Source organism: candidate division KSB1 bacterium, assembly GCA_034521575.1.
GTDB lineage: Bacteria > Zhuqueibacterota > Zhuqueibacteria > Residuimicrobiales > Krinioviventaceae > JAXHMJ01.
On the sequence record JAXHMJ010000005.1, the window covers coordinates 1,231,141 to 1,256,347 of the forward strand.

At 50.5% G+C, this 25,207-nt stretch carries 23 protein-coding genes, 5 tRNA genes and 1 other RNA gene; 10 read left to right on the forward strand and 19 right to left on the reverse strand.

Features of this window, described 5'->3' with window-relative positions:
• Nucleotides 1–12 precede the first annotated feature (12 nt).
• The 14 genes from thpR to U5R06_18610 form a co-directional block, all read right to left on the reverse strand.
• The gene (gene thpR, locus U5R06_18545; protein MDZ7724747.1) at nt 13–576 is read right to left on the reverse strand and encodes an RNA 2',3'-cyclic phosphodiesterase; all 564 of its coding nucleotides are present in this window, start codon (nt 574–576) and stop codon (nt 13–15) included.
• A complete protein-coding gene (locus U5R06_18550) occupies nt 566–1,798 on the reverse strand; it encodes a competence/damage-inducible protein A (protein ID MDZ7724748.1) in 1,233 nt (410 codons plus the stop codon). The genes thpR and U5R06_18550 overlap by 11 nt, the downstream gene beginning before the upstream one ends.
• A complete protein-coding gene (locus U5R06_18555; protein MDZ7724749.1) occupies nt 1,788–2,243 on the reverse strand; it encodes a phosphatidylglycerophosphatase A in 456 nt (151 codons plus the stop codon). Before U5R06_18555 ends, U5R06_18550 begins: the two co-directional genes overlap by 11 nt.
• 83 nt (nt 2,244–2,326) lie before the next feature.
• A complete protein-coding gene (recR, locus tag U5R06_18560; GenBank protein ID MDZ7724750.1) occupies nt 2,327–2,920 on the reverse strand; it encodes a recombination mediator RecR in 594 nt (197 codons plus the stop codon).
• Nucleotides 2,921–2,934: 14 nt separating this feature from the next.
• Nucleotides 2,935–3,261: a YbaB/EbfC family nucleoid-associated protein gene (locus tag U5R06_18565; protein ID MDZ7724751.1), complete on the reverse strand. Its 327-nt coding sequence runs from the start codon at nt 3,259–3,261 to the stop codon at nt 2,935–2,937.
• A gap of 11 nt (nt 3,262–3,272) precedes the next feature.
• Complete coding sequence (gene dnaX / locus U5R06_18570; protein ID MDZ7724752.1) at nt 3,273–4,928, reverse strand: DNA polymerase III subunit gamma/tau; 1,656 nt, start codon at nt 4,926–4,928, stop codon at nt 3,273–3,275.
• A gap of 34 nt (nt 4,929–4,962) precedes the next feature.
• Nucleotides 4,963–5,227, reverse strand: an RNA gene (gene ffs, locus U5R06_18575) — signal recognition particle sRNA large type.
• Between the two features lie 5 nt (nt 5,228–5,232).
• Nucleotides 5,233–5,308, reverse strand: a tRNA-Ala gene (locus U5R06_18580).
• 11 nt (nt 5,309–5,319) lie between these two features.
• Nucleotides 5,320–5,405 (reverse strand) — tRNA-Ser (locus U5R06_18585).
• Between the two features lie 75 nt (nt 5,406–5,480).
• Nucleotides 5,481–5,567 (reverse strand) — tRNA-Ser (locus tag U5R06_18590).
• Entirely contained in the window at nt 5,546–6,025 is a 480-nt protein-coding gene (gene tadA, locus U5R06_18595) for a tRNA adenosine(34) deaminase TadA (GenBank protein MDZ7724753.1), read from the reverse strand. Before tadA ends, U5R06_18590 begins: the two co-directional genes overlap by 22 nt.
• Before the next feature lie 17 nt (nt 6,026–6,042).
• Nucleotides 6,043–6,116: transfer RNA gene (locus U5R06_18600), tRNA-Arg, on the reverse strand.
• A 21-nt stretch (nt 6,117–6,137) separates the two neighbouring features.
• Nucleotides 6,138–6,210, reverse strand: a tRNA-Glu gene (locus U5R06_18605).
• A gap of 186 nt (nt 6,211–6,396) precedes the next feature.
• Nucleotides 6,397–8,865, reverse strand: coding sequence for an FAD-dependent oxidoreductase (locus U5R06_18610; GenBank protein MDZ7724754.1), 2,469 nt, complete (start codon nt 8,863–8,865; stop codon nt 6,397–6,399).
• A gap of 214 nt (nt 8,866–9,079) precedes the next feature.
• Here U5R06_18610 and U5R06_18615 point away from each other — a divergent pair, with 214 nt between their 5' ends.
• From U5R06_18615 to U5R06_18630, 4 genes are read left to right on the forward strand one after another with little or no spacing between them, the layout of a single operon-like run.
• Nucleotides 9,080–10,312 (forward strand): FAD/NAD(P)-binding oxidoreductase, encoded by a 1,233-nt coding sequence (locus tag U5R06_18615; GenBank protein ID MDZ7724755.1) that lies wholly within the window; start codon nt 9,080–9,082, stop codon nt 10,310–10,312.
• Between the two features lie 14 nt (nt 10,313–10,326).
• Complete coding sequence (locus tag U5R06_18620; protein ID MDZ7724756.1) at nt 10,327–11,028, forward strand: hypothetical protein; 702 nt, start codon at nt 10,327–10,329, stop codon at nt 11,026–11,028.
• A 4-nt stretch (nt 11,029–11,032) separates the two neighbouring features.
• A complete protein-coding gene (locus tag U5R06_18625) occupies nt 11,033–11,350 on the forward strand; it encodes a TusE/DsrC/DsvC family sulfur relay protein (GenBank protein ID MDZ7724757.1) in 318 nt (105 codons plus the stop codon).
• A gap of 12 nt (nt 11,351–11,362) precedes the next feature.
• Nucleotides 11,363–11,836, forward strand: coding sequence for a DsrE/DsrF/DrsH-like family protein (locus U5R06_18630; protein ID MDZ7724758.1), 474 nt, complete (start codon nt 11,363–11,365; stop codon nt 11,834–11,836).
• A gap of 203 nt (nt 11,837–12,039) precedes the next feature.
• Here the strand turns inward: U5R06_18630 and U5R06_18635 are convergent, their stop codons facing one another.
• The 3 genes from U5R06_18635 to U5R06_18645 form a co-directional block, all read right to left on the reverse strand.
• Entirely contained in the window at nt 12,040–13,023 is a 984-nt protein-coding gene (locus U5R06_18635; GenBank protein ID MDZ7724759.1) for an NAD-dependent epimerase/dehydratase family protein, read from the reverse strand.
• 138 nt (nt 13,024–13,161) lie between these two features.
• On the reverse strand, nt 13,162–15,009 hold the full coding sequence (locus tag U5R06_18640; GenBank protein ID MDZ7724760.1) for a hypothetical protein: 1,848 nt from the start codon (nt 15,007–15,009) through the stop codon (nt 13,162–13,164).
• A 51-nt stretch (nt 15,010–15,060) separates the two neighbouring features.
• On the reverse strand, nt 15,061–17,244 hold the full coding sequence (locus U5R06_18645; GenBank protein ID MDZ7724761.1) for a glycoside hydrolase family 3 C-terminal domain-containing protein: 2,184 nt from the start codon (nt 17,242–17,244) through the stop codon (nt 15,061–15,063).
• A gap of 250 nt (nt 17,245–17,494) precedes the next feature.
• On the opposite strand from U5R06_18645, the gene U5R06_18650 reads away from it, so the two are divergent.
• From U5R06_18650 to U5R06_18675, 6 genes are all read left to right on the forward strand, one after another.
• Nucleotides 17,495–17,767, forward strand: coding sequence for a Gfo/Idh/MocA family oxidoreductase (locus U5R06_18650; GenBank protein ID MDZ7724762.1), 273 nt, complete (start codon nt 17,495–17,497; stop codon nt 17,765–17,767).
• The gene (locus tag U5R06_18655; GenBank protein MDZ7724763.1) at nt 17,754–18,497 is read left to right on the forward strand and encodes a Gfo/Idh/MocA family oxidoreductase; all 744 of its coding nucleotides are present in this window, start codon (nt 17,754–17,756) and stop codon (nt 18,495–18,497) included. The genes U5R06_18650 and U5R06_18655 overlap by 14 nt, the downstream gene beginning before the upstream one ends.
• 2 nt (nt 18,498–18,499) lie before the next feature.
• Nucleotides 18,500–19,093: a class I SAM-dependent methyltransferase gene (locus U5R06_18660; protein MDZ7724764.1), complete on the forward strand. Its 594-nt coding sequence runs from the start codon at nt 18,500–18,502 to the stop codon at nt 19,091–19,093.
• 448 nt (nt 19,094–19,541) lie between these two features.
• A complete protein-coding gene (locus U5R06_18665; GenBank protein MDZ7724765.1) occupies nt 19,542–20,288 on the forward strand; it encodes an SDR family oxidoreductase in 747 nt (248 codons plus the stop codon).
• Nucleotide 20,289: 1 nt separating this feature from the next.
• Nucleotides 20,290–21,492: a mannonate dehydratase gene (gene uxuA, locus U5R06_18670; protein ID MDZ7724766.1), complete on the forward strand. Its 1,203-nt coding sequence runs from the start codon at nt 20,290–20,292 to the stop codon at nt 21,490–21,492.
• Between the two features lie 187 nt (nt 21,493–21,679).
• Complete coding sequence (locus tag U5R06_18675; GenBank protein ID MDZ7724767.1) at nt 21,680–22,564, forward strand: aldo/keto reductase; 885 nt, start codon at nt 21,680–21,682, stop codon at nt 22,562–22,564.
• Nucleotides 22,565–22,751: 187 nt separating this feature from the next.
• Here U5R06_18675 and U5R06_18680 read toward each other — a convergent pair whose 3' ends face one another.
• Nucleotides 22,752–24,020 carry a Gfo/Idh/MocA family oxidoreductase gene (locus U5R06_18680; protein ID MDZ7724768.1) on the reverse strand — a complete coding sequence of 423 codons (1,269 nt, stop codon included), beginning with the start codon at nt 24,018–24,020 and terminating at the stop codon, nt 22,752–22,754.
• A 1-nt stretch (nt 24,021) separates the two neighbouring features.
• Nucleotides 24,022–24,969, reverse strand: a complete 948-nt coding sequence (locus tag U5R06_18685) for a TIM barrel protein (GenBank protein MDZ7724769.1) — start codon at nt 24,967–24,969, stop codon at nt 24,022–24,024.
• Between the last annotated feature and the right edge of the window lie 238 nt (nt 24,970–25,207).

The window sequence follows — 25,207 nt, forward strand, 5'->3', positions numbered from 1 at the left end:
AATTTCTGTGAATTACAACCCGATTTTCCGCAACGGCGTGTAAACTGCACCGGATGGCGTCAGTTTACTCTGCATCACCACAACTTCCCTGGCAGGGAATGAGACGGGTTCCGGATGCAGGCGTTCGAGTTCTTTTGACACGTTGGCAACACCCCGGCTGTTGTTAACCCGGCCCAGGGTGAGATGCGGAGAAAATGCACGTTTTTCTCCGGGAAATCCAATATCTTCAAGCTCGCCCTCGATGGCTGCCTGGCATTGTTGCAGCTTTTGATCCGGGTCCGAAACACCGACCCAGAATACACGCGGACGTTTAAAATTGGGAAACGCTCCGGTTTTTGACACTGTCAGTGTGAACGGTTCAAACGCTTTGCAGGCATTCTGCACCGCCTCCATAACAGCGTCCAGTCGCTCACGCTCAACATCCCCCAAAAAGCGCAACGTCAGATGAATACGCTCCGGGTTCACCCAGCGGGTGCCGTCGTGCAGGGGTTTCAAGCGTCCCTGAATCGAGCGCAGCAGTTCCAGCACCGTCGGGGGGAGTTCAAAGCATACAAATGTCCGGATCTTATTCTGCATCGAGCAATTGTTTTCTAAATAAATTCAGCACAGCCTGAGCTGTGCGCACTTTATTGCCGTGGCGGTCATTGGCAAACCGGTGCTCCTCCACCACGGTATTCACACCATCGGAAAATCCGATATAGACCAGTCCGACGGGCTTTTCTTTTGTTCCGCCTGTGGGTCCGGCGATACCGGTAGTAGACAGTCCGAAATCCGTACCGGCCCAGTTTTTCACACCGCGTGCCATGGCCGCGGCCACGGGTTTACTGACCGCGCCGTGTTCTTTTAACAAGGTCTCTGCCACGCCGAGAACATTCCGTTTCGCCTCATTACTGTAGGCAATAACGCCCTGCATAAAATACTTGGAACTGCCGGAGATACTTGTCAACTTGTCCGCCAACAGTCCGCCCGTACAGGATTCCGCCACCGCCAAAGTTTTACCACGCTCCAACAGCAGGTCAGCAATCACATGTTCCAGCGCTTTTTCCTCTTCGGTGTAGACAAACTCTCCGGCACGCTCGCGCACCTGCTCTGCGGCTCGCTGTAATTGCCGATCGGCATCCTGTTCCGATTCGGCTTCCACGGTCAACCGAATTTTAACACCGTCGAGTCCGGGCAAAAACGCCACTTTGGCGCCAATGGACTCGATATCGCCCATTTTTTCGTACAATGTACTCTCTGGAATACCGGTTGTCTTCAGGGTGCGCATACGGATGACCTGCCCGGTCTGTTTTTTTAACTCGGGCAGTACAAAGGACTGCATCATATTATGCATTTCATGCGGCACACCGGGCATCACATAGCAGGTTACTTTGTCCGTTCGAAACACCATACCCGGGGCAGTGCCCAGCGGATTCTCAATCATATCCGCATCCTCCGGCACCATTGCCTGTTCTTCATTCACTTTGGCCAGCGGAATATTTCGATGCATAAAGCGCTGTTTGATCGCCTCCAGCCATTCCGGGTTCAAAACCAGACGTGAATCGAAAAATTCGGTCACCACTTTTTTGGTGATATCATCATGGGTAGGACCCAGTCCACCGGTCACCAGCACCACATCAGCGCGCTGACTGGCCGTCTGCAAAGCAGCATAGCAGTGTTCGGCGACATCGCCCAGGGTGGTCACCCAGCGCGGAGTGACCCCGATCTCTACCAGCCGCTGTCCCATCCAGGACGCATTTGAATTGACCGTCTGACCGGACAGCAGTTCATCGCCGATTGACAAAACCTCAATGTCCATAGGTCACCGTAAATAAAACCAACTGCAACACCAGATTCGCATACACACCGGCCACCACATCATCCGTCATAATCCCGGTACCACCGGGCAATCGTTCTGCGGTGCGAACCGGAACCGGTTTCCAGATATCGAACAACCGGAACAGAAAAAAACCGGCCACATACACCCACAGAATATGCGGCAGGGCGAACAGAGCGATCCATTGTCCCAAAAATTCATCCCAATTCACCAGTCCGGGATCTTTATAATATAATTTTTCAGTTTCACCCGAAGCCCAAACCCCGATTCCGTAAAACAGGACAAACAATCCGAGTAAAATCAGCGGCGAAACCGGTTGTAAAAACCACAAGACCACCACAGCAATCGCAGACCCAACCGTCCCGGGAGCGATCGGGAAATATCCGGTCCCGGCGGTTGTGGCTATCATTTTGGCTAAAGTTTTCAATTAACACCCTTTCAGGTCTTTTAAAAAGTGTATATTAAAAAATTAAATAGACAAAGGCAAGGTCAATTATTAATCTTTTGCCCTCAGTAATAGATGCGCCCTTCCAGCGCCCGTCCCAGCGTTAATTCGTCCGCATACTCGATATCCGCCCCCACCGGCATACCGCGCGCAATACGGGAGACTTTGATATCCAGAGGCTTGATCAGTTTTGTCAAATATACTGCAGTGGCCTCGCCTTCGGTATTGGGATTGGTTGCGATGATCACTTCAGTCACACTGTCCAGCCTACCCATCAAAGGTTTAATGCGCAGATCATCCGGGCCGATACCGTCCAGCGGCGACAGAACACCGCCGAGAACATGATACAGGCCGTTGTATTCACCAGTGTTTTCCAGCGCCAGAATATCATTGGCTTCCTCAACCACACAAATCATCGTGCGGTCGCGTTTTGCGCTGCTGCAGATGTAACAGGGGTCCTGCTCAGTAATGTTATAACAAATCGAACAGTGTCGCACATGCGTGGTCAAATTGACCAGGGCCTCGGACAATGCCTCTACCTCGCTTTTCGGCGCTTTCAGCAAATAAAAAACATGCCGCTGAGCGGATTTTCGGCCGATTCCCGGCAGCTTGGACAGTTCATGGATGGCACGTTCTACTGTTTCTGAAGAATATTTCACCACTTGCCTCGCGCCTACATTCCGGGAAGTTTCATGCCGGGCGGCATACCGCCGGCAACCTGGCCCATCATTTCTTCGGACTTGCTCTTGGCGTTTTGCATGGCCTGGTTTACGGCAGCCAGCACCAGATCCTCAAGCATTTCCACATCATCAGGATCAACGGCTTCCGGATCAATCTTGATTTCCAACACTTTTTGCTGACCGGTCACCACAGCCGTCACCATGCCGCCGCCGGCCGTGCCGGTTATCTGCATTTCTGCCAGTTCGTTCTGAATGCGTTCCATCTCTTTCTGCATTTTCTGGGCCTGCTGAAGCAGACCGCCCATACCACCTTTAGCCATGGTCACCCTTTCTATTTTATAAATTCGACGTCAAATGTATCCGACAGTCGTTTTAACATCGGATTCTTGTCGCGTAATTCCTGAAAAACCTTTTCTTTGTCCACCTGTGAGGGAATTTTGCGTATGGACTCTATTTTTTCCGGTTCAATCAGCGTGAACATCAGTCGCAGCGGATGCCCATAAAACTCTTTGATCAAGGATTCCAGGAACCGGCTTTCGCGTTTGGCTGTATTCATCTGAAATCCGTTGCGCTTGCCGAATGCCAAAATTAGATTGTTTTCGGTCACACGCATCGGCCAGGCATCCGAAAGAATCGTGCCCAATCCGATTTTATGATGCTTGACCTGTTCCAGCAATGCCGTCCATTTTTTCTCAATGTCGTCCAGCGTTATGGGAGGCGTCTCTTTGGAAGATACATGCTTTGTAGACGGGAGCGGAGAGCGCTGCGGTTGAGGATCAGGTTCCGGTGGTTTTTGGGTTACCGGAGTTCCGGGGGGATCAGATGCTTTTTTTTTTGGTATTAGATCAGTTTTTTTTTTGATCTGCTCAAATTCTGAAAGCAAATCGGACAACTGCACACTGGAATTCATTTTAATCAGTTTGATCAAAGTGACCTCCAAATGCAGCCGGGCATTCGAAGAGCGGCGCAGTGCATTTTCCGCATCCGCTGTGATCTTGATCATGCGCAGCAGATCTTCGATTTCAAAGCGTTCGGCTTCCTGCAAATAACGGGCAGCAAATTCCTCAGAGACATCAAGCTCGGCGGCGCTGTTTGTCGCTCGGGCAACCATAAAATTACGGAAATGCTCGGCCAGTCCGAGTATAAATTCATTAAAATCATAACCCTCTGAAAAAATATGTTCGACCAGCTCGATACCGGCATCCACCTCGTTGTTGTGAATATGATCGGTCACCCGGAAGAACAAACTCTGCCCGATCAGCCCCAGCAGCTGCGAGGTGTCCTCCGCTGTGATCCGGGTTCCCGCATAGGCGATCACTTGATCCAGAATACTTTCGGAATCGCGCATACTGCCGTCACCCTTGACTGCGATCAGACGGAGAGCTTCGTCCTCAGCCTCTAATTCTTCCTTTTTGCAAAGCTGTTTCAGCTGTTCGACAAGCTGTTGATTGGATATACGTTTGAAATCAAAACGCTGACAACGGGATAATATAGTGGCCGGGACTTTGTGGGGTTCGGTGGTGGCAAAAATAAACAGAACGCGTTCAGGCGGCTCCTCCAATGTCTTTAACAGGGCGTTAAAGGCTTCATTGGTAAGCATATGCACTTCATCAATAATATGGATACGGTATTTGTTGGGATTGGGGGAATAGCGCAGACTTTCGCGCAAATTACGGACTTCATCGATACCGCGGTTGGAAGCGCCGTCGATTTCCAGCACATCCAGACTTCGGCTTTCGTTAATTTCCACGCACGACGAACAGGTATTGCAGGGCGTATCGGTAAGACCGTTATCACAATTGATGGCTTTGGATAAAATTCGCGCAACCGTGGTTTTGCCCACACCCCGGGGACCGGAGAACAGATATGCACCGGCCAGACGGTTTTGTTTGATCGCGTTTTGCAGAGTCAACGTCACATGCTGCTGACCGATAACATCCTCGAACAGCATGGGACGGTATTTCCGAGCCAGAACCTGATAAGCCATAATACACCCACATGATAATGATTTAAAAACGCGACTGTGCCCCATCCTTGATTTGCCATGCACAGCGTCCCCTGAACAGCCAACTCCAGCCAAGAACTCCCGCGGCACATGGATTAAGCACCTACCGCTGCTTCCTTCCGGACCTGACGGGGTTCAATGCGCCTCCATTGCGCGGGGCTTGAACTATCAACGTCGCTTATTCAGGAGGGCGTTCGCACGGTCAAACCGCAAATGGGCGTTCAACCCTGCTATAGCGGATTGCAGGTTACAGGGCACCGCTAGCTCCCCGTCTAGCACAGCCGCCTGGTGGAGCCGATGGGATTCGAACCCACGGCCTGTACGTTGCGAACGTACCGCTCTCCCAACTGAGCTACGGCCCCAAATAAAAGAGCGGAGAGAGCGGGATTCGAACCCGCGGTAGTTATTCACTACACACGCTTTCCAAGCGTGCTCCTTCAGCCACTCGGACATCTCTCCGTTCCACGAATTATACCTGATTCGCACATTGTGTTCCGCATCATAAATGCGGATCAAATCATCTTAAAGAACAAGCGGAGAGGCAGGGATTCGAACCCTGGGTACCCGGAAGGGTACAACGGTTTTCGAGACCGCCCGATTCAACCACTCTCGCACCTCTCCGAAAACTTACGCAATTCCCTGAAAAACCGCTGTAACACCTCCCGGCAGCGCGACTCCAGAACACCGGACTCAACATCCACACTGACATCAAGAGCTTTATGATTCGCGATCTGCAGTACACTGCCGCAGGCGCCGTATCGGGGGTCCGATGCACCGTAAACGATTCCGGATATCCTTGATAATAAAATAGCGCCCACACACATCGAACACGGCTCCAGAGTTGCGTACAACACTGTGTTCTCAAGGCGCCATGAATTCAATTTCTGCGCAGCGCTCTTTATAGCCTGCATCTCGGCATGAGCGGTCGCATCTTGCAGAGTTTCTACAAGATTATGGCCTCTTCCGACGATTTGACCGGCCTGTACAATCACACAGCCCACAGGCACCTCTTTTTTCTGAGAGGCCTTTTGTGCTTCCAACAACGCCAGCTGCATCCACTTGCTGTGTTCTGTCTTCATACCGGTCAAAAAATGAGTACGCCCGGGAGGAGTCGAACCCCCAGCCTTCTGGTCCGTAGCCAGACGCTCTGTCCAATTGAGCTACGGGCGCACGTATTACTTTATTATCTCGCAGCGCGTACGGGATTCGAACCCGTGCTACCGGCGTGAGAGGCCGGCGTCCTGGACCCCTAGACGAACGCGCCAACAAAGCCTATAAATATACAAATTTCAGCAAACCTTGTCAATGTTTTATTTTATCAATTCGCATAAATACACCACCTCTTTTGGGGGATTGCAGCAAAAAAACCGGCTCCGCATCTCTTGAAACCGGCTCTTTCTGCCTGTTGCTGGTAAAAGGAGAACACGATCACAGCAGTGATTTAACAGGCCTAGATAAACATATTGACATCCGAACGGCTGGCGTGATCCATAAATGATGCCACACCGCCGATTTCGACACCGTCAACCAGTTCTTCCGCCTTGACACCCATTACATCCATGGACATCTGACAAGCGATCAGATTGGCGCCGCCTTCAATGGCACTCTGGATCATATCTTCCAGAGAATCCACGTTTTGCGCTTTCATTCGGTCACGCATCATTCGGTTGCCCATACCCGCCATATTCATCTTGGACAATGACAGATCCTTACTGCCTTTGGGCATCATGGCGCCGAACATGCGGCCCATCAGATCTTTTCTCACGCGCGGACCTTTTTGTTTTTTGATTATATTCAACCCCCAAAATGTAAAAAACAAATTTACGGCTTTGCCGGCAGACAAAGCGCCGTTGGCCAGAACAAATGCAGCCAACGCCTTGTCAAAATCATCACTGAACACCACCAGGGACAAGCCGTTCTTGTTGGCGCGCACGGCCTGAAATCCCTGTTCAGAGGTTGAACCCTTTTGCACACGCGCGATAAGAGTGCCTTTCTTGTCGGAAAGCTCCAGCAGATGGTTGCCCGTCATACCAGCCCATGACTTGACGTCATTCCGGAATCCGGGATCAGTGGCTTTAATCTCAATGGTATCACCCGGCTTGAGTTCTTTCATGCGGTCGCCGAGGCGCTTGATCGGGCCGGGACACTGCAAGCCGCTGGCGTCCACTTTGACCAATTGTCCCGCTGACTGCAAACGCGCCGGATCCACAGAGTAGACAATATCATCCTGACCCAGATGCATTTTTTCAAAGATATCTTCATTGCTCTGCTTCATAGTGGCGTGTTCAAAGGTCTTGTAACCGCCGGTCAAATTGACCACCTGTTTAAAACCGTGCTGCATCAGAATGCGCGCAGCCAAGTACCCGCGCAATCCCGCGGCGCAGTAAACAATAATACGCTCGTCCCGCGGCAGCTCATCCAGTCGCTGACGCAGTTCATCCAGCGGAATATGCACTGCATCATCAATCATTCCCAGCTCAATCTCCGCCTGGGTGCGCACATCCAGAACCACATCTTTTTCAGGATCGCGTTCGCTGACCTGCTGCCAGTGAACAATATCCACCATCCCCTGAATCACATTTTCTGCGGCAAATCCGGCAATATTGACCGGATCCTTGGCTGAGGAGAACGGCGGCGCATAGGCATGCTCAATTTCCGTCAAATCATGCACTGTTCCGCCGCGCTTGATGGTCGCGGCGATCAGATCAATTCTCTTGTCCACCCCGATATATCCCACGATCTGGGCGCCGTACAGCTTGCCGTTCTCAGGATCAAACTGTATTTTGAGGGTCATCGGTTTCGCATCCGGATAATAACCCGCATGCGAAAATGCATGCGTAATAGACACCTTGTGCGGGATTTTTTCTTTTTTCAGGGTTTTTTCGGACACCCCCGTAGCCGCGACTGTGATATCGAACACCTTGGCAATAGCGGTTCCCAGCGTACCCGTATATTCGTGTTTTGGGCCATCCACCAGATTATTGGCGCATATGCGGCCCTGTTTGTTGGCCGGACCCGCCAGATACGCCAGCATCGGTCGATCAATAATCGGATTGACAAATTCGATGGCATCTCCCACCGCAAATATATCCGGATTGGAGGTGCGCAGATGCGAATCCACCTTGATGCCGCCGGTTTCGCCGATATCCAGTCCGGCGTCGCGCGCCAGTTTGCTCTCCGGGCGTACGCCGATGCTCAAAATTACCATATCCGCGTCCAGTTCCTTGCCGCTGTTCAAGGTCACCCGCACGCCCTCGTCAGCAGATGTAAAGGCTTTGACCGCATCGCTCAAATAAAATTCAACATGCTTGGTCTTGAGATGCTGATGTACGCCCGCCGCCATTTCATAATCCAGCGGCGTCATCACTTGCTCCGCCATCTCGACTATGGTGACAAACACATCGCGTCGATGCAGATTTTCCGCCATTTCCAGACCGATGAATCCGGCGCCTACAATGACCGCGCGTTTGGGGTCTTTTTCATCGACAAACGTTTTTATACGGTCCGTATCCCTGACATTGCGCAGGGTAAAGATTTCCGGAAGATTTACACCCGGAATCGGCGGTTTGACCGGCTCCGCCCCCGGAGACATGACCAGTTTGTCATAGCTTTCTGTATATTCAGTACCGGTATCCAGATTCTTTACATGCACTTCTTTATTAGCCGCGTCCACCGCCACCACTTTATTTTTCAGCCGCACATCTATTTTAAAACGCTTGCGAAACAATTCCGGTGTGGCGACAAATAAATTATCCCGCTCCGAAATGATTTCGCCGATATAATAAGGCAAGCCGCAATTCGCATAAGAAATATGCTCACCGCGCTCGAAAAGAATAATCGTTGCATTTTCGTCACGTCTTCTCAAACGCGCCGCAGTTGTCGCACCACCGGCAACTCCTCCGATAATCAGGACTTTCATTACAATCCTCCAAAATTTTTATGGTTTTTATGATGAGATACAAGACACTGAAAAAGGATTCATTTTTTTTAAAAACAATATTCTCACAGGATCATTCCAGGTAAAAAACGGGATTTTTGATAAAAAAAGCATTGTTTATAGTTCAAAAGATTGAATCCTTTTTTTGACGGGTGCATCCTATTATAAATAGAAATCAAATCTAAGGATATTCAGGATGAAAAAAATAGTCATTTTGGGCGCCGGAACCGGCGGCACGATCATGGCCAACAAACTGAGTCAGCAGTTGCCAAAAAACGACTGGAAAATTACGATTGTCGACAAGGACAATAAGCACATTTACCAGCCTGGACTGCTGTTTATCCCCTTTAACATTTATTCCTGCAATGATATCATCAAACCGAGGCGCGATTATCTTCCCAAGGATGTCGAATTAATTCTGTCCGGAATTGACGTCATCGAGGCGGATAAAAACCAGGTAAAACTGGAAAACAACAAAGTCCTGCCCTACGATTACCTGATTATCGCCACCGGTACGCAGCTGAAACCGGATGAAACCGAAGGCCTGGCTGACGGCGGCGCCTGGTATCAGAATATCTTTGATTTTTATACCTTTGAAGGCGCCTGTCAACTGCAGAAATTCCTGAAACACTGGAAAGGCGGTCACCTGGCGCTGAATATTACTGAAATGCCGATCAAATGTCCGGTGGCTCCACTGGAATTTATGTTTCTTGCCGACTGGTGGTTTACGGAGCAAGGCATGCGCGACAAGGTGGACCTGACCCTGGTCACACCGCTTCCGGGCGCCTTTACCAAACCCAAGGCCGCAAAATTTCTGGGCGATTTCCTCGACCAGAAAAACATCAATCTGATATCTGAATTCAGTACCGGCAGTGTAGATACATCCAAAAACCAGCTTGTTTCTTTTGATGATCAGAAAGTGGATTACGATCTTTTGGTGACCATCCCCACCAACATGGGTGATGACTCGATCGAACGGTCCGGCCTGGGTGATGAGCTGCAGTTTGTTCCCACGCACAAACACACGCTGCAGTCCAAAAATCATGAAAACATATTTGTCATCGGCGATGCCACGGATCTGCCGGCCTCCAAAGCCGGATCAGTTGCGCATTTTGAAGCTGAAGTGCTGACAGAAAACATGATCCGCCATATCGACGGCATGCCCCTGCAGGAAGATTTTGACGGTCACGCCAACTGTTTCATCGAATCCGGTTTCGGCAAAGGTCTGTTGATTGATTTTAATTACGATATTGAACCGCTTCCCGGTAAATTCCCCCTGCCCGGGATTGGTCCGTTTTCCCTGCTGCAGGAAACCAAAGCAAATCATTGGGGAAAAATGATGTTCCGCTGGATATACTGGAACATTCTTTTACGTGGTTCCGAACTTCCCATCCAGGCCCGGATGAACATGGCCGGAAAAATGCGATAAGAAAGGAGGCCTTAGTGGATAAAGACTTGGAGGCTGTTCATCGTAAACTGGACATGATCGCTGAACAGCTGAACGAAACCCGGCGGCGCCAGCAGGAGATGGACGACCTGCGCCGCGACCTGACACCGATCGCCACAGATCTGTTCAACACGGCGGCCGAAGAACTCGACAAAGTTTCTCCCTATTTCAGTTATGAGGATTTGATTTACCTCGGCACCAAGCTGCTGCGCAATATCCGTAATTTAACCTCACTGTTCGAACGCATGGAAAGCGCCGTAGACTTTGTAAATGATGCCGGCCCCTTGTCCAAACAGGTCTTTGACAGCACCCTGGAAAGTCTGGACCAGATGGAAAAACGGGGTTACTTTACTTTTTTCTCAACAGTGCTTCAGACTCTGGACACAATTATTTCAAACATGTCAGAGGAGGATATGCAGCAGATGACTGAGACCCTCCCGAAATTCGCGGATGCGTTTTTGCAGCTCAGCAAAACGAGCTTTGCAGATGATTTGAACGCCGTGGCCGCCGCATACCGGGAAAAACCCGAAATGCCGGAACACGTATCGCTTTTTAAAATCATGAAAACCGCGAGCGATCCCAAGGTACGCCAGCTGCTTTATATGGGACTCTCATTCGTAAAAACCATATCAATCCAAATGCAGCAATCCGACGGCACACAAAACATGTCGGAATTACAAATTCAACAAGGAGGTTAATACAATGCCTGAAAAAACCATTGCAGGATACACGGTTCAAGTGGATGACGAAGGATTTATGACCCAGCCGGATGAATGGAACGAGGACATTGCCAAAGATCTCGCCAAAGAAGAGGGCATTTCGGAATTGACCGATCGTCACTGGGATGCCATCCATTTTATACGCAAAGATTTTAAGGAAAAAGGCGCGCCGCCGACCATTCGCAGAATGAACAAAGTGGGCGGGGTTCCCACCAAAGAAATGTATTCACTCTTCCCGGACGGCCCTGCGAAAAAAGCAGCTAAAATATCCGGTCTGGGTAAACCACAAGGATGTGTATAACAGGAGGTTACAATGGCGGAACAAAATAAAATAGAAAAAGTATCGATTGTTATTTCCAAAGGCTCTCTGGATGGCGTGTATCCGGGTCTGATCATGGCAAACGGTGCACGCATGGCCGGTATTGACGCCACGGTGTTCTTTACGTTTTTCGGACTGGAAGCGATCATGAAAAAACGCGCCGACAAGATCAAAGTATCGACCGTCGGAAACCCCGCCATGCATATCCCGTCGCTGGTCGGTATTCTTCCCGGTATGTCATCATTTGCAACGACCAAGATGAAGCAGGAAATGGAAAAACTGGATATTCCCCCGGTTACGGAATTCATTGAAATGATCAGCGATGCCGGCGCAGGACTGTACGCCTGCAAGGCCACCGTGGACATGTTCCATTTGTCCAGGGAGGATTTTCTGCCGCAGGTAGATGACGTGATTAATGTGGGCAAGTTTTACGAGCTGTCCGCCGGTGCACAGATTATTTTCACCTGAATATTCAGGAATCGGGAAAAAACTTGTCAGCGCTTTGCAAAGAAAAGTTTGAAAAGTAATAACGATAACTTTTGCCCCCGATTCTTTAACTCACCGGTTCGGTGCAGGGTTAAATACAAAGTTTGTTTATCATATCCTGCAGTCATTCAGACGCTCCGGATTGACATATCTTTAATCCCGAGTGTTACAGCGATAATCACAGCTCACAAGTCCACGCTGTTCAGGCGTGAGCGCTCATAAAGGAGAGTTTCCTTGAGGCCTTTAGACAGTGGCCGCGGATGGTATCCCAGATCGCGTCTGGCACTGCTGTTGTCGCCCAAATAGGTGACGCCGGCCTGCACACGCAGGGCTTCTGAAGAATACAACGGCGGCAACGGCACGATCCATTCGATCAGGGATGAAAAAAAAGCGGTTATCTTGAGCAGCGCCGGCGGGACCGCCATAGGCGCCTTGAGACCGGTAATCTGTTCCGCCATATCGAACGCCTCGGTCAGGGTATGACAGGGGCCTGTGATCATATAGGTCGTACCGGGATCAGCCTTTTGCATGGCCAGCAAATGCGCATCGGCAATGTCATCCACGTGCGACCAGCAGAACGCCGAGCGTTTGGGGATCATCGGCAGTTTGCCCTGCAGATACAGGCGCAAAGACTCATCACTCAGACTGGCGCCGTCCGGACCGTAAATCAGACCGGGCATCAGAATCACCAGCGGTAATCCGTTTTTGATAAATGTTAAGGCAATCTCATGCGCCCCGGCTTTGGTGCGGTCGTATTCGCTGATGTGTTCACCCATGAACTGAAAAGATTCATCTTTGGCTTCTGCGTGCGTATCCGAGTTTACAGCCACGGTGCTGGTGTACACGCCTTTGCGGATGCCCAGTTCCTGCATCAATCCCAGGACATTGCGGGTGCCCTGCACATTGATTTTATACCCAGGCGACTTGTCGCGTACTCCGATCTTGTACCAGCCTGCCACATGAAACACGCCGTCGCAGCCCTGCATAGCCGCACGCATGCTGTCCTTGTCCGTCACATCCCCCTGAAAAACCTGAACCCCCAGACGGCGCAAGAAATCCGCCCGATCCGGGTTACGGACAATGGCATTGACTTTATAATTATTGTCTCTCAATTTCGCAGCGATACGCGATCCAACAAATCCGGTGGCGCCGGTCATAAAGAATCTCATTCTTTTCCTCCTTGATATCTTTTATCCTCATCCAATACATTCAATGGGGATAATATACACATATTTTATCAGATAGAAAAAAAAAGCCCGCGCTTGAGCAACGCAGGCTTTTACCATAGGAGGAGAGAGAGAAAAAATTTATTTCATTTTAAACGCTTTAAACGAGTGCGCGTTCAAACGCGTCTGGAACCGGTTTTCGGTGACTTGCCGGAATCTGCGGGTCACGGACTCGCCGTCCAGCACCCGTCCGGTCTCGATATCGATCAACTGACTCACGCCGTCCGGTGTGAACAGGCTTGTCAGCACCGGTTCATCACAGAAAGATTCAACGATAAATGTATCATTGTCATACTGGAACACACTGACCTTGCCGGGGGCGCTGACGCGCACAAATTCATCGGGCAACACGGTTTGACGAATGCCGTCGAGCACCGGAACCGGCAGACGATACAGATCAATAAAGCTTTCCGGGATCGTCAGCACATACAGAACGGCATTGCCGTATTCGGCCGAATGCAGCAGCGGCCAGCCGTTGGTGCCGTCCATGGCGGAAATCTCTTCCCAGGAATCATTGGTCAGATAGGCGATCTGCGGGATAAGCATCGACTCATCAATAGAATACATAGACCGCCAACCGGCGCGGAATTGATCCACCAGGGCCTTGCGCGGCGTGTAGCGCAGTTCAACAATATCCTCCAGTCCGTTATCCTGCAGTGCATTCACCAGCCCGGATGTGATCACAATATCCTTGCCGTTGATCAGGCGTGCTTTCATTTTTTCAACAATATTCGGATCATGTTTGGCGGTCTCGGTGAGGATCAGCATATCACTGTCCATCGGGAATTCGGGCACCAGATGCACGGGAATGCCGATCATGCCCAGATAGTTTTGCAAAAAGTCCTCACCCGTGGAATGAAACGGTTTATAGGACGGAACCGCCACTGGTGTGCCGAGTTCTCCGATAATCGGATCAATTTTTTCAAAGGTATAGCCGGCGGCCAATGCGACGGTGGCATCCTCAAAACGATTTCCTTCTTTTGCCAGGAACGGCGCCATCATTTCATCAAAATCAAAACTACTGCCGCTTCCCTGCCAGTCGGCGCGCCATTCACGGCGAATAGGATACTGCAGCTGGCGGAAATCGAACAAAGTCTGTTCCGGCGCCTTGGCGAACAGGGTCAACCACAACTGTTCCGCGTAACGGTCCAGAAAGCGCAGTCCACCGGTATCCACCCAGCCGCCGAGATTGCCGTCGGGTTTCAAATTTTCGAAATAGCGTACGATCTGATAGCCCTGATACGGCTGCAAGTGCTGATGACTGCCGGGGTCCCGGGTTTCGGTCCCCGTGTACAACCCGTCAAACAGAGCGGGCTGGGTTTCCAGATTAAAACCACATCCCTGAAAGTGCTCGTACCAGTTGGGATATTTGACAATCACACTGACATCCGGATTGACTTTTCTTGCCGGTTTCAGGATTAAATCACGCGCCACCTCGGTGAGCAGCTGCAGACGGAACTCCGGCCAGCTGCGGTCGCCCTTGGCTTTGATGCAGGATTCGCATTTGCAGTTGGTGAAAAAGAAATCATCTAAAATGACCTCGTCGAAATTGCGCGCCGTAAATTCAATCACCTCTTTGAGTTTTTTCCGGTGTTCGGGATTGGTATAACAATACGTTTCGAACCGGTTTCCCTCATCCACTGTAATGGTAATGCCGCCCGACGTTTTAACACCGCGGTCATGAAAAAATTGTTTCACCCGGTCCAGGGTTTCCTGGTCCACGACCACCATATCCCGGTGTGTTTCCAGATAGACCTTGTCCACCTCGATGTGTTCCTGCATCACATCAAAACGGGGTTCCAACCAGTCCAGATCGCCCATTTTAATCGTCTCGTATACACGCGAATAGATGGCTGTGTTAAAATTTTCGTATGCCAGCAGCGGGACCGCAACCAGCACCAGAATCAGACATAATGTTTTCCTCAGCATAGCTTCTCCCTGTTATATATAAGCATCATACCCCCGATCCGTTTCTCCGGTTCATGGGGAATTTATAATTTCCACATTCACTTTTCCGCGGATGTCTCGCGAAGACGTTCCGATCATCAGAGTATATTGTCCCGGCTCGACCTGCCACTCTGCGTTCGCATCATTGTAATACGCCAGTTCGCTGACCGGCAGATGCAATTTTGCCGTTTTAGTCTCACCTGCTTTTATAAACACTTTATCAAACGCTTTTAATGCTTTGTCAGGACGCAGCACCCGGCTTTCTTCAACAGAAACATAGCATTGTACGGTCTCTTTGCCCTCTATTGAACCGGTGTTTTTCACCGCACAGGTAATTTCGATCACATCCCCACTATGATAAACGGATTTGTCGGTTTCCGGCCCGGAATACTCAAATGACGTGTAGGAAAGACCGTGCCCGAACGGATAAATGGGATCGATCTGTTTGCTGTCAAACCAGCGGTATCCCACCAGAAGACCTTCTTTGTACACGACGGTTCCGTTTTCACCGGGATAGGCATTCAGCGCATGCGCGCCCACATCCTCCAGCCGCTTCGGCAGGGTGAACGGCAGTTTGCCGGAGGGATTGACATCTCCAAACAGAATATCTGCCATTGCGCGTCCGGCTTCTGATCCGTTGAACCAGCCGTAGAGCACAGCGGGCGCGAGGTTCACTGCGGACTGAATATCATAAGCAGCGCCGGCAAGAAACACCACAATGGTGTTGGGATTGGCGGCGCACACGCTCCGAATCAGTTTATCCTGACCAAAAGGAAGGGTTAAATCCCGGCGATCTCGCCCCTCGGTTTCAATGTCCCGGCTGGCGCCGGCAAAAATGATCGCAACATCCGAACTCCTTGCAAACTGTACGGCTGCGTCAATCAAACTATCGTTGGCCGTTTGCGAGGGTATGCGGTGTCTGCTGTTCGCTGACTGCATAAACGTCTCTTCATAGCCTCTGGAAAACGTCAACGCAACTTCGGTTCCCAGTTTTGATTTCAAGCCCTGCCAGGGCGAAATTTCGTATTTTGCTTTGACAGATGCAGTATGGCCGCCCCTTGACTGCGGTTTATGCGCATTGGTGCCGATCACCGCGATGCTGTTAATGGTATCCGGGTTGAGCGGCAGAATATTCTGATTTTTCAACAAGACGACGGCTTCGGAGGCCACGTCATAAGCGATCCGGCGCGTTAACGGCGAGGTTTTCTCGCCTTTTGTGCGCGTCGAGTCCGATTTTTTCAGATTGTAAATCACGCGCAGGACCCGGCGTGCCTTGTCATTCACCAGACTATCCGGAACGAGTCCCGCTTTTACCAGTTCCAGCAACGGTTTTGCCATATAATTTTCATCATACGGCTGTCCGGTTCCCATTTCCACATCCAGTCCGCCCCAGGCTGCTTTTTCTGTATTGTGCGTGGCGCCCCAGTCCGAAACCACAATACCCTTGAACCCGAATTCATCTTTTAACACTGTGTTATTCAGATAATCATTTTGGCACAGATATTCGCCGCGGAATCGGTTATAAGCGCCCATCATAGCATGCGCATCCGCCTGCTGTACAACCGCGCGATAGACCGGCATATAGATCTCGCGCAGAGCGCGTTCATTGATTTGCACGCTGATGCTGCCGCGCTGTTCTTCCTGATTGTTCAGCGCATAATGCTTGACACAGGCGGCCACGTCCTGACGCTGTACACCGCGTACATAACCCACCGCGATTTCCGCATTCAAAAACGGATCTTCGGTAAAATATTCAAAATTGCGGCCGCAAATCGGCGTGCGCATAATGTTCACAGCCGGACCCAGCAGTACATCTTTACCCCGGGCGCGCGCTTCCAGTCCGATCCCCCTGCCGTACTGCTCTGCCAGCTCCCGGTTCCAGGTGGCGGCCAGCGCCGGTCCGGTTGGAAAAAAAGTCACCGAATCGGTGGTCAGATTCAGAGAATTCCAGGAGTGACGTTCCAATTCCTCGCGAATGCCGTTAGGTCCATCGGTATAGTGCAATTCCGGGATGCCCAGCCGCTCCACACCACCGGAAACAAATTTGCCCGTGCCGTGCAGCAAATGGACTTTTTCTTCCAGCGTCAATTCAGCCAGCACACTATCGATAACAGTTTCATATCGATCCTCAAACGTCCACTCTGCATCGGCAGCTTTGCGGTTGGTATTGGCGCAAGCGGCCAATAACGTCAATATAATAAAAAGATATTTTTTCATATGCTTTGGTTTTCCTGATATAAAAAGGATTGTATCGCCGTTTTTACATGTTTAATATACTAAATAAAACCAATTCAGTAAAAAAAAGCAATGCTCTATGATAATAATTTACAATTGATGGCATCTAATGACAATATTGTAATGAACTTTAAAAAAAGCATAAACAAGACATTATTAGTCAAAACGCAGGAATAGATATCTTTTGCCGTTCGTTGCAATAAAAAAGCATAATTTAAACAGGGCAACTGACATGAAAAAAATTAGATGGGGTGTTCTCGGTACAGCTGATATCGCACGCAAACAGGTGATACCGGCCATGCAGAACAGTACAATCACTCAAATACAGGGCATCGCGTCCCGGGATTTACGAAAAGCCCAGGGCGCGGCGCAGGAACTCGACATTCCGAGGGCATTCGGTTCTTATGAAGAGCTGCTGGCTTTTGAGGAAATTGACGCCGTTTACATTCCCCTGCCCAATCAGTCTGCATATCGAATGGACAGTCAAGAGCTTGCAGGCGGGTAAACATGTTCTCTGCGAAAAACCCATTGCCATGCATGCCGACGAAGCGCAAACGCTTCTCCAAACCGCTCAAGATTATCCGCATCTCAAGGTAATGGAAGCGTTCATGTACCGGTTTCATCCGCAGTGGATTCAGACTTTGGAATGGGTGCGCTCCGGCACTATCGGAGACCTGACCACCATTCAAACCGTGTTCAGCTATTATAAAGATGACCCGGAAAACATCCGCAACCGGCCGGAAACCGGCGGCGGCGGCCTGATGGATATCGGTTGCTATCCGATTTCAGTCTCAAGATTTCTGTTTGAAAGCGAGCCGCAGCGAGTTTTCGGCTGGATGCAGTACGATCCCCTGCTCAAAGTCGACCGCTTGACCTCGGGACTGTTGGAATTTGAAGACGGCACGTCCAGCTTTACAGTGAGCACTCAAATGTCAGCCTATCAACGGGTGCTGGTGTTCGGGCGCACCGGCCGTATCGAGGTGCAGATTCCCTTCAACGCGCCGCACGACCGGCCGATAATTTTGCTTTTGGAACAGAACGGCAAAATGCACGAAATCACCCTGCCGGCCGCCAATCAATACCAGCTTCAGGGTGACGCCTTTTCCAATTCCATACTGGAAAACACGCCGGTTCCGACTCGCTTGAACGATGCAGTAAACAATATGCGGGCGATTGACGCTCTGAGAAAAAGTCACGAAAACGATGCATGGTGTAACCTGAGGACAAGCCAATGAGCATGTGGGATCAGCGATTTGACACGCCGGAGCATGTATACGGCCGCGAACCGAATGAATTTCTTGTTGAACAGTCAGCGCTCATCCCCAAAGGCCGGGTTCTGAGTCTGGCCGAAGGCGAAGGGCGCAACGCGGTGTATCTGGCGCTGCAGGGATACGAGGTCACGGCTTTGGATGCGTCCCGTGTGGGCTTGCAGAAAACAGAACACCTGGCCAGCGAATCCGGGGTTCCGGTGCATACACTGCACCAGGATCTTGCTCATTATGCGTTTGAACCGGATGCCTGGCAGGGGATCATTGCCATTTATTGTCACCTGCCTTGTGAATTGCGCAAACGCATCCATTCAGACATTGTCAAGAGTTTGGCGCCGGGCGGCGTTTATATCATGGAAAGCTTTTCACAGGAGCAACTCAAATACGGAACGGGCGGTCCAAAGTCTCCTGATCATTTGATGGATCTGGATTCTGTTAAAACCGAATTGCAGGGCCTGGAATTCCGACACGCAGCCAAAGTTGAACGACACCTGGACGAAGGCGCGCACCATAGCGGCCTGGCGTCCGTGGTGCAGGTGGTGGGGGTAAAGGCGCAAGTTTAGAGTGTGCATTCTGCCTCAGCCGGCAAGAGAGTTGAATATTCATGGAAACCGGAACTCATTTCTGTACCTTTTCAAAATTGTGCCGCGACCACTCGTCGCACAAAGGAAAATTGTACGACGAGGACAAGTATGGCACGCCAGCATCCGCGATGCTGGCGTGCGGGGCTCGGCGCCTTGAAATGGATTGCTGTCGTTGGACACCATGCCCGGAATGCGCAGTTTCTGCCTTGACGTGAATCCGTGAAAACTCACGGATATTTCACTCCAAAATGATACATTTACAAAAGTCATTCTCAACAATAGCGTCATGGATGACGCTTTTTCTTTTCCATAACAATGAAAATTCTTGCTAAAGACATAAAAATGAATTAAACTTTTAAATTGAAACGTTATGATTTGCAAATAAATCCATATTGTTATATGGGCATGTTAAAGGAGATCATTTCGAGTGAACACAAAACAAAAAACAGCGCTGGTGACCGGCGGCGGATCCGGTCTGGGCTATGCCATTGCGTCCAAATTTGTGGAAAGGGGCATCCATACGATCATACTGGGACGCAGTATGGAAAAATTGACAACCGCCTGTGAGCATTTTGGCGAGCTTTGCAATTATGAACAATACGATCTGGCTGAATTAGACGGCATACCGGATATGGCGGCGACAATTATTGAGAAACATGGGCCTATTGATATTCTGGTCAACAATGCGGGAATCCATCAAAAGAAAAGTCTGTTTGATGTCTCGCATCAGGACTTTCTCAAAGTCATTGAAATCAATCAAGTCAGCGTTCTCTCCCTGTCCCGCGAAATTGCCAGACATATGGCGGAACACAAAAGCGGCGCGATTCTGAACATCAGTTCCATGGCATCGCAGTATGGCATTCCGTACGTGATTGCGTATACTTCTACAAAGTCGGCTATTGAGGGCATGACCCGGGCCATGGCGGTCGAGCTTTCACCGCTGGGTATCCGGGTAAACTGTATCGCCCCGGGATTCATCGAAACTGACATGTCGAGAAAAGCGCTGGACAATGATCCGGAACGCAAAAACAAGGTTCTCAGCCGCACGCCCCTGGGGCGTCTGGGCAAACCGGAGGATGTGGCGGATGCGGCCTATTATCTCTGTTCCGAGCAAGCCGGATACATCACCGGTGTGGTGCTGCCGGTGGACGGAGGCAATTCAATAGGATTCTGATATGGCAATGGAAAAATGCTGGCGGTGGTTCGGTCCGGGTGATCCGGTTACCCTGTCCGATATGCGACAAATGGGTGTGGAAGGTGTTGTCACTTCATTATATGACGTCCCTCCCGGTCAGGTCTGGCCGCGTGAACAAATCAAAGCCGTAAAAACGTCCATCGAACAGGCCGGACTGCGCTGGAGCGTGGTGGAAAGTCTGCCGGTGGCCGAGGGTATCAAACAGCATACGGAAAGCTATGACGAGCTTGTCGACGTTTACACTCAATCCCTGCGGCATCTGGGCGAACAGGGCATTGATACAGTCTGTTATAACTTTATGCCGGCGCTGGACTGGGTGCGCACCGATCTGCATCACCGTCTGCCGTCGGGCGGAGAAGTGATGTACTTTAACCCGGTCAAGTTCGCGGCGTTTGATCTGTTTATCCTGCAGCGCCCCGCCGCCGAAGCGGACTATAGCGAGGAAACCATACAACAGGCTGAGTCCCTGTACAACAAAATGCATGTATCGGAGCGCGAAGAACTGGCCTACAACATTATTATCCTCACCCAGGGATTCATTCACGGCGCCATTGATAGCGGAGAACAGTATTACCGGGAAAAATTTCTGGAACTGCTAACGAAATACGATGAAATCGACAGAGCCCGGTTGCGTCGGCATCTGGGCTCCTTTCTCAACGACGTGATTCCGACAGCTGAACAGGCGGGTATCAACCTAGCTATTCACCCGGATGATCCGCCGTTTCCGGTGCTCGGATTGCCGCGTATTGTCAGCACCCAGGACGATCTGCAGTGGATATTTAAACAGCAAACCTCGCTCGCCAATGGACTGACCTTCTGCAGCGGGTCGCTTTCTGTGCGGCGTGACAACGATCCCGCCGCCATTGCAGCGGCATTTGCGGAGCGCATTCATTTTGTGCACCTGCGCAACAACCGCGTTCTGAAAAACGGCGCGTTTTACGAAAGCGGCCACATCCAAGGTGATGCAGACCTGCCGCAACTGATCGAATTGATATTGCAGGAACAGCATAGACGCCGGGAACAGGGACGTACAGATACACGCATGCCGGTTCGCCCGGACCACGGTATCAAAATGCTCTCTGATTTCAATGAAAATACAGCGCCCGGCTATCCGCGTATCGGCCGGTTGTCGGGGTTGATGGAAATCCGGGGTATGGAAGCGGCACTTGAATACTGTTTTTAATTCAAAATGCGTCATCGCCCGGGAGTACCGCGGAATGGAATATCCTGCCGGTTATTTTGTTTATAAAGTTAAAATCTGATCATTTTTTGAGAGGTCTATGATGCAGCGCAGGCAATTTATAAAAAGCACGGCAGCAGCCGGTATCTTAACATGGTCCGGCAGCACAGTACACAGCGGAGAGCAGACTATGCAGGAAAAAACAATCATGCCCCGGCGCGTACTCGGACGCACCGGTGAGAAATTATCCCAACTGGGATTCGGTGGCATTCTGGTGATGGATGTGGAACAAAAACGGGCAGACAATATGGTGGCACGCGCTTTTGATCATGGGATCAATTATTATGACGTCGCCCCCACCTACGGCAATGCGGAACTGCAGCTGGGTCCGGCATTGGAGCCGTACCGAAAACAGTCTTTTCTCGCCTGCAAAACCGGTCAGAGAGATAAAAAGGGCGCACTGGAGGAACTGCACGCTTCTCTGAAACACATGCGCACGGATTATTTTGATCTTTATCAGCTTCATCACATCACCACGGAAGAAGATGTGGAACGCGCCTTTGCACCGGACGGCGCCATGGAGACGTTTATCCAGGCCAAAAAAGACGGCAAAGTGCGTTATCTCGGGTTCTCCGCCCATTCGGAAAAAGCGGCGCTCATGGCCATGCAGCGCTATGACTTTGACACGATCCTGTTTCCGATCAATTTTGTCTGTTGGTTTGAGGGAAATTTCGGTCCGCGCGTGCTCAAAGAAGCGAAAAAGACGGACAAGGGCATTCTGGCTTTGAAAGGTCTGGCCTTCCGGCAGCTGCATGAAGATGAAACCCAGCCCTATCCCAAATGCTGGTATATGCCAATCCCGGAAAAAGAAGACCGTATGGCGGAAATCGCGTTCCGGTTCACCTATGAACAGGGTATAACAGCCGCCATTCCTCCGGGTTCACCCGTGTTCTGGGATCGCGCCTTTCAGATCGCCGCCAATCTGAAACCGGTGACAGATAATGAACTGCAGGAATTAAAAGAGTATGCAAGCGGAAAAACACCCTGTTTCAACGGGTATGAAAACTTGTTTTGAACATGATGCATCATGCCGTCGATATCAGAAAAACATCCTGAAAAAATCAAGAAACATTCTTGAAAGTGTACTTTTGGAAAAAAACAGGGCTGTGAATGATCACAGACCCTGTTTCAGAAATCCGTTCTGAAGAATCTCGGTCACCCCGGGAACCGCCATTGGCTGATAAGGCACATCCACATCGAAATCATAGCGGGGCAACGAATAAATTTAGCTGCGATTTGTTCAGCACCCAATCGTATTTGACGGCGCGTCCCGTATAGGCGGTCATACGTCCCAGTACAGCGGTGAGCGTGCTTTCCGCGATACGCTGTCCGTCGTTCAACCGGCTGATTTCGCCCCGCATGCTGGCAATCAGATCTTTGTGTTCCTGTACCATCATATTCGGCGAATCACCGGTGAATTCGTAACTCTTTTTACCTTCAATTTTACCGCTTGACCCCCACAGATACGCGATCCCTTTGCTGCCCATTATGGTCTCAGATACCCGATTGGCGCAGTTATCCATCTGCCGGCACATACTGGTGACCTGAACACCGTTGGGATATTCGTACTGTATGGTAAAGTGATCGTAAATATTGCCGTACCCGTCTCCCCTGCGCCGCTGGGCGCCACCGGTTCCCACGGCATTCACCGGCAAGGCGCCGATTCCCCAGTTGACCACATCCAGATTGTGAACGTGCTGTTCCACTATAATATCACCGGAAAACCGGGTAAAGTGAAACCAGTTGCGGATCTGATATTCGAGATCCGACCAGTTTTCGACAAATTGCTGATGATAAAGCTTTGGTCCCTTTTCCCACCAGGGCGGACCTCCGAGCCAGTAAGCCTGAGCGCTGACGATATCACCGATATCCCCGTCATGGATGCGTTTCATGACCTCCAGATACGGCGCCGAATGCCGCCGCTGGGTACCTGCGACCACGGACAAGCCTTTTTCATCGGCCAGTTTGGCGGTTTGCATAATAGAGCGCGCACCTGCAGGCCCGACCGCCACTGGTTTTTCCATAAACACATGTTTCCCCGCTTTAATCGCCGCGTCGAATTGCATCGGACGAAAGTGCGGCGGTGACGCCATAATGACCATATCAATATCGCATTCAATCACTTTTTTATACGCATCAAATCCCACAAACCGGCGTTCCGGCGGCACATCCATTTGTTCGCCTCGTGATTTTACTTCTTCTCCCTGCCAGCCGGTGTAGCCCTTGGCCAGACGTTCGTAGGAACTGTCCAGATGATCCTGGAACAAATCACCCATTGCCACAATTTTCACAGCCGGGTCCGCATCCGTGCAGTTGATAGCCGCACCCGTACCGCGTCCGCCGCATCCGATCAATCCGACTTTGATGATGTCCGATCCGGCAGCACGCACCGGCTGATACACAGCGCCGGCCGCCGCGGCTGCGGCTGTTGTTTTCATGAATCGTCTTCGCGTCATATCTGTGGTGTTCATATCAACCTCCAATTGAAAAATGATCACATTCCCGATAGGCCTGAATGACAGCCTGTTCACCTTTTTTACCCTGCAGACTTTTGCCATGCTCCATGCACAGCACAGCCTGACAGCCCTTTTCATATAGATGTTTGAATATATTCTTGTAATTGATTTCTCCGGTCGTGGGTTCTTTGCGTCCCGGATTATCACCCAGATGAAACGCGGCAATTTCTTCCCAGGCCATATCGATATTGGGAATCAGGTTGCCTTCGGTGATCTGCTGATGATAGATATCATTGACGATCTTGCAGGATGGACTGTTGACCGCCTTGCAGATCATATACGCCTGGGGAATTTTTGTCAGAAACAATCCGGGATGATTGGTCCAGGCGTTCAAGGGTTCAATCACCATCACCAGACCGGCCGGTTCCAAAATGTCACAGCAAAATTTCAGATTGTCAATCACATTAGCGGTCTGATAATCCCATTCCAGGCCCTCATCAAAGCGCCCCGGAACCACCAGCGCCCATTTGGCACCAACCCGTTTTGCGGTTTCCACGCCCCGGCGCATCTTTTTCATCAGCATATCCCGAATTTCCGTATCCCGGGTAACAAAAGATTTCACCTCGAAATCCGCATAGAGTACAAACGGGCCCAGGTCCATGCCGCGGTTTTGCAATGCGGCGGTAATTTTTTCCTGCAGGGCGGGGGGTTTGTTCATCAAACCGTTATCAAATACCGCCCGGAACCCATGGTCATGGATAAACTTGATATTATCAATCGGATTCGGTCCGGCGTGTTCTTTGAACATGTTCAAACCCGGCGCATACTTGAGTTTAAAAGCTTGACCTTCACCAGCCGATGCCCGGCTATAGAATCCGGATGCAGCCGCCGCTCCGGCTGTCCATGCAAGACTTTGCTTGATGAATCCGCGGCGTGTGGATGTGTTTCTCTCAGATGCTCCCATATCGTTCCTCCGCTTTTAAGGATATATAACAAGCGTTTCCCATTGATCGAAAACCTTTTAGTTAAAAAATAAGAAACAAAAAAACAGCGATAAATGCAAAAGGTTTCTGCAATTCAATCCAAAAAATATTAAAAAATACTCCCGGGGCCGTATTGCAAATCAGGATAAATATTTGTAAATAACTTTATAGATTTATTGAACAGGGTTCAACCGGCTTTAGGTTTGGCACACAGGAAGG